General features: G+C 39.7%; 9 protein-coding genes. 2 read left to right on the top strand and 7 right to left on the bottom strand.

Going from position 1 to position 9296, the window contains the following annotated elements:
* Nucleotides 1-1098: 1098 nt before the first annotated feature.
* Nucleotides 1099-1491 (top strand): hypothetical protein, encoded by a 393-nt coding sequence (locus tag ASJ81_RS06130; protein ID WP_095643721.1) that lies wholly within the window; start codon nucleotides 1099-1101, stop codon nucleotides 1489-1491.
* Between the two features lie 922 nt (nucleotides 1492-2413).
* On the opposite strand, the gene ASJ81_RS06125 is transcribed toward ASJ81_RS06130, so the two are convergent.
* The 7 genes from ASJ81_RS06125 to trmY all read right to left on the bottom strand — a co-directional run bounded on the left by ASJ81_RS06125 (nucleotide 2414) and on the right by trmY (nucleotide 9037).
* Complete coding sequence (locus ASJ81_RS06125; protein ID WP_095643720.1) at nucleotides 2414-3022, bottom strand: HemK2/MTQ2 family protein methyltransferase; 609 nt, start codon at nucleotides 3020-3022, stop codon at nucleotides 2414-2416.
* Between the two features lie 125 nt (nucleotides 3023-3147).
* Nucleotides 3148-3972, bottom strand: a complete 825-nt coding sequence (gene rsmA, locus ASJ81_RS06120; protein ID WP_095643719.1) for a 16S rRNA (adenine(1518)-N(6)/adenine(1519)-N(6))-dimethyltransferase RsmA — start codon at nucleotides 3970-3972, stop codon at nucleotides 3148-3150.
* 221 nt (nucleotides 3973-4193) lie between these two features.
* The gene (locus tag ASJ81_RS06115) at nucleotides 4194-4916 is read right to left on the bottom strand and encodes a DUF655 domain-containing protein (RefSeq protein WP_095643718.1); all 723 of its coding nucleotides are present in this window, start codon (nucleotides 4914-4916) and stop codon (nucleotides 4194-4196) included.
* A gap of 540 nt (nucleotides 4917-5456) precedes the next feature.
* On the bottom strand, nucleotides 5457-5810 hold the full coding sequence (locus ASJ81_RS06110) for an RNA polymerase Rpb4 family protein (RefSeq protein ID WP_095643717.1): 354 nt from the start codon (nucleotides 5808-5810) through the stop codon (nucleotides 5457-5459).
* Between the two features lie 567 nt (nucleotides 5811-6377).
* Complete coding sequence (locus ASJ81_RS06105; protein WP_095643716.1) at nucleotides 6378-6671, bottom strand: 50S ribosomal protein L21e; 294 nt, start codon at nucleotides 6669-6671, stop codon at nucleotides 6378-6380.
* A 148-nt stretch (nucleotides 6672-6819) separates the two neighbouring features.
* Nucleotides 6820-8115: a tRNA pseudouridine(54/55) synthase Pus10 gene (locus tag ASJ81_RS06100; protein WP_095643715.1), complete on the bottom strand. Its 1296-nt coding sequence runs from the start codon at nucleotides 8113-8115 to the stop codon at nucleotides 6820-6822.
* A gap of 286 nt (nucleotides 8116-8401) precedes the next feature.
* A complete protein-coding gene (trmY, locus tag ASJ81_RS06095; protein ID WP_095643714.1) occupies nucleotides 8402-9037 on the bottom strand; it encodes a tRNA (pseudouridine(54)-N(1))-methyltransferase TrmY in 636 nt (211 codons plus the stop codon).
* Between the two features lie 31 nt (nucleotides 9038-9068).
* Between trmY and ASJ81_RS06090 the strand changes: the two genes are divergently transcribed.
* Nucleotides 9069-9278, top strand: a complete 210-nt coding sequence (locus ASJ81_RS06090; protein ID WP_095643713.1) for a hypothetical protein — start codon at nucleotides 9069-9071, stop codon at nucleotides 9276-9278.
* Nucleotides 9279-9296: the final 18 nt, after the last annotated feature.

Genomic DNA, 9296 nt, shown 5'->3' with positions numbered 1-9296 from the left:
GGGAGAGGAATATGAAAATATATACCTCTAGTTGCGTTAACCTGCCGAAGCTAGGATAAATGAAAAACAAGAAATTGTTAGGCTGGTGACTCCATTGGGAAATATTAACAACTTAATAACAATGGGATATTTAAAAATCTACACCTCAAAAACACTAATTGTTAGATCTATTCGGCAGTACTAAAAATTTTGTAAATTTATTTGTGCATTTCCCGTAGCTTTTTACGTTCAATAGTCAGCTATCAGTTATAAGAGTCCGCGTTCCTATGGGTTATGGAATTGGCAAGTTCAGAAGTGACTTTTATAAGAATGGGCTGAATAAAATAGAATTGTCGACCTGTTTACAGGCTCATGCAGGCTTTTGATAATCAAAACCTCTCCAAAAACCGGATAATAAAAATTTGGAAGTCTGTTTATATACCCAAACCTTTCTAGTGTGGTATAAGAAGTTTCCGGATGGTTGTTTGAACAAAGCTGGTGAAGAGTGACAAAACTATACAGTATAAAATGCAAAGTCTTTGCTATATAATCTAATGCAAATAGAATAATGGAATTTTGCGTTAAGTTACCAACACCATTAATTACTGATTAGAAACTATTTCATAAAAATATCCAGTACTTGTTCATACTAATTGCAAATAAACTTAAGAGACTCGTAACTTATGTCGGATTCTTTTCTGGCTTCGCGTTTACGATGTGCAGTTTTTCCGATAAACCTATGGATTTTCCGGTTTAGCCTTTGTTGCTTCGGACTTGTTTTTAGTAGCCTATTCTCTACCAGGGTTTGTGCTCCCAGATCAAAAACTCACCTGTTCCATGGTTGATACTTTTGAGCCAATCCTGGTGGCAAACTGTTGAAAATATCGATGAGATTCAGAAGTTTTAAATGAAAGTTTACGTATTATTTTAAAGACTTACGCGGTTGAACCAAGAAACAATAACGTTAAACTTTCAACAGTTTTAAACGCTAGACTAGTTACAAAGCTTAATGTGTCTTATTCTGTACCTCAAGTGCGTAAGCCTAAATAGATCTCTTATTGAAAAATTTCAGATCTGTTAAACCGATCGAAAAAAGAGAATTTTTAGAGATGAATGCAAATGGAAAAGATTCTGAAAATTATAGCAATGGTTCTCATTGTTGCTGCTGTAGTCTTTGCGGCTGGCTGTGCCGAAAAAACAAATACTGCAGAAAACCAAACTCAGACTTCTTCTGAAGAAGTCAACTCCACATCTATAGAAGCACCTGTATCTTCAGAGACACCTGTAGAGACTTCTGCACCTATAGTAACACCTGGAGAAACAAAAGAAAATGTAACTGAGAATATAAGTGAAAATATAAGTGAAAATGTAACTGAAAATGTAACTGAAAATGTAACTGGAAATGCTACAGCTCAAGCAGGTACTCATATGAGTAGTAAGCAGCGAAAACTAGCTATAGCAATGAACCATACACAGAGTTCCGATACAGTCACAATGAATGACAGCCAGTAAGGAACATAAACGGTTTAAGTTATAACAATAACCCCAAAGAAATATTAAAGTAGATTTTTTAAAAGGATATAACCCTTTTTAAAGGCTACAATTTTTCTATTAGGGACAATTCTATTGATCTTGAGGTTGTCTTCAGTTTACAGCCTTATCCAACAAGTCGAGTCTCTGAGTAAAAACATCAAGTTGTACCTTTTTTCAATTTTTTCCATACCTTCCCATACTTTTCACTATTAGCAGATTTTTTCATACCTATCAATACTTTTCACTATCAGTACTCGGGCGATTGTTTCAAGATAGAAAAAAGAAACAGACTTATAACCGTGTCCAGAAGTGCAGTAATTTTCCATCAAAATTACTCGAAAGCTGTCTTGCTATCTGGTCCTGCTATTTTCTTAACTATTTTTGTCCATGTTGATCTATATTAATCCACACACTTACTATCGAAGTAATTAAGCCTAATATAGCTACAATTACACTATACTAAGAAGTATCCGTCTGGCATTACTTGCTAGATTTAGTTGACTATGATTCATCGTTGAGTCCAAAATTTGAGTAGAAAGAAAACAGAAACACTAAAGCAAAGATAAACAAAAACATACAAATTCAATTAAATAAGACCACCGTTATTATACATTTATACCAGGCCCTAATTAGCGGTAGATTATCATTTATATCCAACGGTTGATCATTTAAAACTGGAAATCCCAATTAATATTATGATCATTATTATTAATGCACCCATTATATCCCAGAAATATTCCCAGAAATTAGTATGTGACATATTTCACCCCCTTATTGAATAAGGTGAAAATAATTTAAAAAGTTATGTATTCTCGTCTATTTTTGGAAAACAGTTTTGAATCTTTATTTCTGTGCTAATTAACTGCATTAAAAGTAAAGTCATCAGGCGGGATTTTCTAGATTAGAAAAGCTTCCCTCTAACAACCATTAACTCCTCAAAAGAAACCTTTTTTCTTGCCACGACATTAACCGCAAAACCTATCTTCTCCATTTTCTCCTTTACGGCGTCTAACCCTGTAATGGAGGAAATAAGCACAAGAATTTCTCCTCCTGGCTTGAGATAGTCCCTTACTTCGTCAAGAAATCTATTTAGAGTCTCTCTTCCACTTGTTCCACCGTCAAAAGCGTAGTTCAGCCAGCCTGGGACCTTTTCTTCCTCAGAAGTCGGAAGGTAGGGCGGATTAAAGAGAATAAGGTCAAAACGGGTCTCCGGACAGCGGGTTGTAAGGCCTTTGAAAAGGTCGGTACGGATAACCTCAACAGCATTTGTTTTCGCACAGCGGGCAGCATGGGGGTTAATTTCCGTAGCAACCAGACAAATCTCTTTCAGGTTTGCAAGAAGCACAGCTGATACAAAACCCGACCCTGTTCCGATTTCAAGAATGTGCATGCCTGGTTTCGCTTCTTTAAGGGCGGCATCGGCAAGTAAAAAAGAATCTTCCGCAGGCTCATAGACAAGATCCGTATTCCCGAGCCTGATCCGAGCTTTTTTGTATTCAATTTCAACCATAATTTTCGAGTTACTTGTTTTTTAATTGTATTGTCCCTGGTTTATAGTTCTATTTAATTTATAGTTCTATTTGATTTATAGTTCTATTTGATTTATAGCTCTATTATACTTGGTTTATTATTTGTTTAATCGTCTTCAAGAGGTAACTTCTTTAAATCAATTATCTGATTTGCAACCTTTGCAAGCTCTTCAGGAGTCAGGTTTTCAGCGCGCTTACTCATCATATCCTCAGGTAATCGAGTTATTATCTCTTTGATGTTGGAAATTTTAAGTACATGGTTCATGTTCAGAATCGCATTTTTCAGTTTTTTCCGGCGCTGGCTGAAGACTGCAGCCACAAAGTCCATGAAAAAAGCCTGGTCTTTGACTTCGAAAGGTACAGGGCGAGGAACAAGTTTGACAACTGCAGAATCAACCTCTGGTACCGGCTGGAAAGCACTTTTTGGGACTTTCATCAAAATGGATGCATCGGCAAAATAGCATGTATCTACCGTAAGACGCGAATAGTCCTTACAGTTAGGTGGAGAAACCATCCTGGCTGCAAACTCGTACTGGTACATGAGAATGCCCAGTTTGAACTTATAGCGAAGGAGCTTGAAAGTGATCTCAGATGAGATGGAATAAGGAAGGTTTGAGACAACCTTATCGAATTCCGGAAACTCGATTTTCAGGGCATCCCCTGGAATAATCTCAATATTTTCAACCTTATCGAAACGATCATGGAGGACTCTGACAAGAACAGGATCAAGTTCAACTGCAATTACTTTTTTTGCTTTTTTTGCAAGCCTTTCAGTCAGGTTTCCGATACCTGCACCGATTTCAAGAACTACATCCTCTGGCCCAAGCTCAGCAGCAGTCACTATTCTATCCAGATAGCCTGCATCGACCAGAAAATGCTGATCAAAAGTGCCTCCTTTTATATTATATTTCTTAAGAAGAAAACGAACCAGACTGAAGCCTCCTCGATAAGTTGAGTATGTTACTGCGTTTGAGTATGTTACTGCGTAAGTTAAGTATATTACTGAATAAATTGAGAGTATTTCGGAGTAAACCGAGTACTTTGACCTAATATAGAATAAATATAATTTAGGGAATAATAATCAAAAACTGAAAAATTAACCTTGAGAGCCCTACTGGAAAAATAGAACCGAGAGAATTCATCTCACTCGGCTTACTGTCGGCGTGGCGGAGTTGTGAACAGCCTATACTTGATGAAATCATCCTTAAGTTCTTCTTCAATCCTGTGGGCAAGGACTTTAGTCGGATCGTGAAGGCTTGGAATTCTTTCTCGAATATCCTGAAAACTCTTAAAGTCTCCTTTTTTACGCTCATCAATTATAGACCACATGAGTTTTTTACCTATTCCGGGAAGGAGATCAAGCATATGCAAGCGGGTAGTGATAGAATGAGCCTCGTTGAAAAACTTTACAAAGCGTTCCTCCTGATACCTGACACATGCCTCAAGGATAAAAGGCAGTTCGAGATTCGCTCCTGTTGTAAGATCCGGGTAGCCTATTCTCTGTTTTACATGGTCAATTTCATCCCGGTCTCCCGATCCTATATAAACTCTTGACTGAATCTGAGGAACCACACCGTTTTTGGGAACGAGTTCCATAAGAGTAAATTTTTTATCTCCTATAGCCTGGACAAGAGGTTTTTTCTGATATGTGGCAGCGCCATCAACTGATTTCCCATAGGGAAGGTAGTCGAGAACCCATGCATATTCCTCTCTTTCCTGTGAGCTTTCCTGGGACTTTCTGGATGAGCGCGGAGCTCTTTCTGATTGTCTCTCGGATTGCGGTTTGCCTGCCGGACGCTTGCCGCCATAAGAAGGTTTTTCAGCAGCTGATCTGCCAGCGTACGGTCTACCTGATTGCGACTTCTCTACTCTCATCAGCACCCATCCTATCAATTATCTGAAATTCCATGGAAATCTGTTTTCAGGATACGTCTTATCCTGATATGCCCAACTCGCATCCATCCGGTTTGGAATCTATTCACTAATCGGAACTGTCAACACTTCACAAATTTCTAATGTTCGGTGTGTCCTGTGAAACTTTAGACTACCCTTCATTGGTCATCGGTTAAGGAAAAATCGTTATCAATTGCATTGATTTTCATAAAATTTGTTAAATTATTCATCAAATGCAAAACTGGAATCTGATATCGATTTCAATTTAAACACTAAACATTTGGGTTTGAGTTTTTCCGTCGAAATCGAGATCAGCAGCTCAAAATCCTTAACCAAATACAAATGGACTACCCTTTAACCGGCATCCCCGGACTATATATTTCAATAACCCAAAGAGTCCCCTGTGTTTGAATTAATATCAGGTACTCCCTGATACTTTAACATACTCAAAGTTTCGGATACTACCCTTATAAATAAGAAGATGAAAACTTCTATATAGGTTATTCCCTTTACATCTCAGTTTTATTCAATAGCTTCCATTACATAATCGAGAACTTGATCAAGCTCCTCATTGCTCAGGGTATATTTTTCTTTAGCGTAGATTGATCGGATCTCGTCCCTGGATTGAGGCAGAATATCTGCGATCCTGATCGCGATTGAAGGTTTCATTTTTTCTAGTTCTAACAGCTTGTTAACCAGTTCCCTTGATTTATCTCCACTGATCTTTGAGAACTGTTCAGCATGGTGCAGAGCTTTTCTGAATCCATATCCGACTTCAAGCCCCTTCTCTCTGCGCTCTTCGGTGATCCTGGTAAGTAGTTCTCTGACTTCGGCCAAGGTCAATAATTCTTCACTGAGGACTTCCTTAACTATCATTGGAATACACTCTTTTTGACTTAAAAGTTGTAATGATCTGCCATTCTCTGCTGAGTAATCTCTTCAGATCACTCTTCACTTCTCCAGGAGTTCCTGGCAAGTAAATTTCTGCCTGTCAGTATCCGGAAATCTGAACTGGTCTCGAGATTGCGGACCTTTTTCACGGATAGGCCTTCTTCGGATTGCCGTTATTCACGAAACTCGATCGTATTCAATAATGATATGAAATTTTTCCGAATAATCTTTTCCTGATCTGGATCAGGTATATGTCTGACAAACGATATATAATTATAGATATTCCCTTATCGGGATAAGAGATCACTATGGAATAGAGATCACCATAGGATAAAGAACCAATTTTTTAAAATCAGTTTTCTTTAAGTTCCCCTCTCCCCTTTAAGCAGTTCTCCAGGGGGCACTGAGTTTCTTAACTTTAAATACAGACTCCTATTCTTACAAGTCACCGAAAACCCCTGGCAGGAGCCCGAGCCTACGGCAAAAGCCTGCATAGTATAAAACTCAGGTAAAATGGGTTAGGTTTTACAACCTAACTGCCTGGAATGGAAATTAATACTTCTGCGGTTTAAGGTGCTGAGGGAGAGAGATAACTTCCTTCATCGCATTTCCGTTGCGGACTTCAAGAATGTACGAACGACCGCGCTGTCTGAGAATCTTTCCGGTAGAACCCTGGAATTTTGGATTGGGCATACCTTTCTGAACGCTCGGATCAATGTCAATATGAACCATCTGCCCTTCTTCGAATTCTTGAATTGCCTTGCTTACAGGGGAAATCCCTCTTTCACGAACTGTCTTCTGTAATTTATACCTTGTGCAGCGTTTTTCACCGTGGGAGTTTGTCATCGCATGTTCCTCCTTAGAATGCTCGATTAATTTGTCTATAGTATATACAGTTTTTCTCTAAATAAGATGGATATTATTTAAATAAGACGTTCAGTCAGGCAGTATTTTCCTGACCCACGTATTAAATAAAGCTGATTCAGATTGAGTTTTAAATATCGACGTTGACCACATCAAGATCTTCCACAAGCGCAGGAACCCCTAAAAGTCCGCTCAGGCTCGGGTTTGTTCTTCCTTCATCTCCGGAAATAAGCTCTTTTACATATAGCCCGCCTTCGCAGTTTACTGTTATGTAAGCGTAGCCTTCGTCTGTCAGTTCGTCAAGCCTGATGCTGTGCACATGTCTTTTTCTGACAAGGTCAGCCCGCCTGTGAACTACCCGTTTTGGAGTCTGCTGGGAGATCTCTATGTCATTCAAAGCCTCCAGGCTGGATTTAAGCTTTTCCTCCGAAACAGGCTCTTTAAATGTAACTTTAAGCTTATAAGTTTTATCCGCCTTTGAGCTTTTTAAGGTCTCAATCATATCCTTTCCAGTGAAAGATAATTCTCTTACCTCAACTTTTCCGGCAGCTTTCTCGTTAATGTTCTGCATAAGTTTTTCAAGGTCTGTGCTTCGTTTTACAGGGGACTTTGCTTCAACTACAAAAGGCCTACCGCTTCCCAGCATAAGGGCATCGATATCTTCCCTGCCCGAACCATGAAAAGCCGTATCAATGGCCTGGAAAGCTTCAATTACAGGTCCTTTTATAAGCTCGTCTACGGATTCCTGATATTGTTTCCCTGTAAAATTGCAGCGTTCACATCCTTTACCCTTGCATTTCCTGCAAGGCCAGCGTGTCTGGGGAATTCCCCTTAGAAATTTGCGGTAGCGCCCCAGAATATATACCGAACGAAGCTGGAGATCAAGCTTGTTTTTTGCCAGGTCAAGAGTAATTGTAATATCAGGGTTTTCGAAATCCACATCTTTCTGGACCTTTTCAGCTATCCGCTTGCCAACTTCCCTATTAAGTTCGGTCTTAAGCTGCTCGGCGTATGCAGTTCCTGCCTCAGCCCAGAGCATTTCCTCGTTTTCACTCAGAAGTCCGCTGACCTTCGTGCCCACAAGAAAGGTAGAATATTCAAGCCATTCAAGAGCTTTTACAGCTTCATCGGCCCATTCATCCAGCTTTTTAAACTGGTCAAGGCAGACCCAGCACTGTTCGTCTTCACTCTCTGTTCCGAGAGCCTTTCTCGCAAATGCACTGCAAGGAGCAAGCTCTTTAAGCAGGGAATCATCTTTTTCAGCTTTATAGATCCGGTCCCCTTCCAGGACAAGGGCAAGTTTCAAGGACTGCCCGCGTTCTCTATTGCTCAGACCTGTAGATAATTTTGCAAATTGCCTGCCCAGACAGTTGTCACATATCGGGCCTTCATGGAGAATTTTTTTTGAAATATCGAGTACATCCATTTTCTTTCACTTTCTTTAAGCTCTTTGTTCTGGAACTTGCCCGCAAGCCTTTTCAAAAAACTGCTTGCCCGCAAGCCTTTTCAAAAAAGGCTTGAGCGAAAACTGTAACCTTTGGATTTGAAAAACTTATCCCAAACCCTATAGGCGTGATCACAAGCCTTTTAAAAAAAGGCTTGACCGAAAACTGTAACCTTTGGATTTGAGGAACTTATCCCCAAACCCTATAGGCGTGATCAACCGGCGCAACGGTTGCGGCACAACCGTTGCGGATCAATGGTTACGCCACTCAATCTTCAATCCTACTGTCAGCTTCTCCGGGTAACTCTCCCCTTTCAGCTTCAGCCCTGTCCAGTTCATTGTGGATAAGGGTTATGCAGTGATTAGAATGTAGAGAAAGAGGACCTACTGAGATAATTTTCGCCCCTGCCTTAAGGAGCTGTGCTTCCTCTTCTTCGGTAACTCCTACATGGTCTCCAAGGATGAAGACCGGATCGCGGATTTCATTTGCAATTGCCCTGATGTCCTCTCCGTCTTCTCTCAGGTATAGCAGGGTGCGACCTTCAAATCCTGAGAGCAGAGAATCAAGGTTTCCTCTGCGAATCCAGACGCCTGGAGTGGAACGGATGTCCTGTTCGGTTGCGCTCTTTTGAAGGGCTTTCTGGATAAGCGAACCGCTGCTCCGCTCGTCCGGGTTAAGGTATCTGAGATGGAGTCCTTCAAACCTGAGGATTTTTCCTGGATCAGGTTCTCCCAGAAGGAGCAGGTGTACATTTACGTCCCTGCGCATTCCGAAAGAAAGAAAAAGGGCAGAACTCACGCAGCGGCAAAGGATATCCATTCTTCCTGCAGAACCTGGAAGATCATTTAATGTAAAGTCGCCGCTTGTGTTTGCTTTGTGCCCTATAACAACAATATCGCGCATGGGCACTATATTTACACAAGGGATATAAAAGATGTACGTAAACTTTTTGGAAAAAAGTTTATTAAAAATTGTTTGGGAAAAAGGTTTATTAAAAATTGTTTGGGAAAAAGGTTTATTAAAAATTGTTTGGGAAAAAGGTTTATTAAAAATTGTTTGGGAAAAAGGTTTATTAAAAATTGTTTGGGAAAAAGGTTTATTAAAAATGGGCTCTTCGTCGTATAAAATGGGTAATTATTTATAATAAAAATATAATATAAAT

The sequence above is a fragment of the Methanosarcina spelaei genome (genome assembly GCF_002287235.1).
Lineage (GTDB): Archaea > Halobacteriota > Methanosarcinia > Methanosarcinales > Methanosarcinaceae > Methanosarcina > Methanosarcina spelaei.
Note: the sequence above shows the minus strand (reverse complement) of the source record. Positions and strands in the feature narration are given on the sequence as shown.

Bases quoted from the DNA above. Each gene is read 5' to 3' on its own strand.
- ASJ81_RS06130 (WP_095643721.1), top strand. From the start codon at position 1,099: ATGGAAAAGATTCTGAAAATTATAGCAATGGTTCTCATTGTTGCTGCT.
- ASJ81_RS06125 (WP_095643720.1), bottom strand. From the start codon at position 3,022: ATGGTTGAAATTGAATACAAAAAAGCTCGGATCAGGCTCGGGAATACG.
- ASJ81_RS06115 (WP_095643718.1), bottom strand. From the start codon at position 4,916: ATGAGAGTAGAGAAGTCGCAATCAGGTAGACCGTACGCTGGCAGATCA.
- ASJ81_RS06110 (WP_095643717.1), bottom strand. From the start codon at position 5,810: ATGATAGTTAAGGAAGTCCTCAGTGAAGAATTATTGACCTTGGCCGAA.
- ASJ81_RS06105 (WP_095643716.1), bottom strand. From the start codon at position 6,671: ATGACAAACTCCCACGGTGAAAAACGCTGCACAAGGTATAAATTACAG.
- ASJ81_RS06100 (WP_095643715.1), bottom strand. From the start codon at position 8,115: ATGGATGTACTCGATATTTCAAAAAAAATTCTCCATGAAGGCCCGATA.
- trmY (WP_095643714.1), bottom strand. From the start codon at position 9,037: ATGCGCGATATTGTTGTTATAGGGCACAAAGCAAACACAAGCGGCGAC.
- ASJ81_RS06090 (WP_095643713.1), top strand. From the start codon at position 9,069: ATGTACGTAAACTTTTTGGAAAAAAGTTTATTAAAAATTGTTTGGGAA.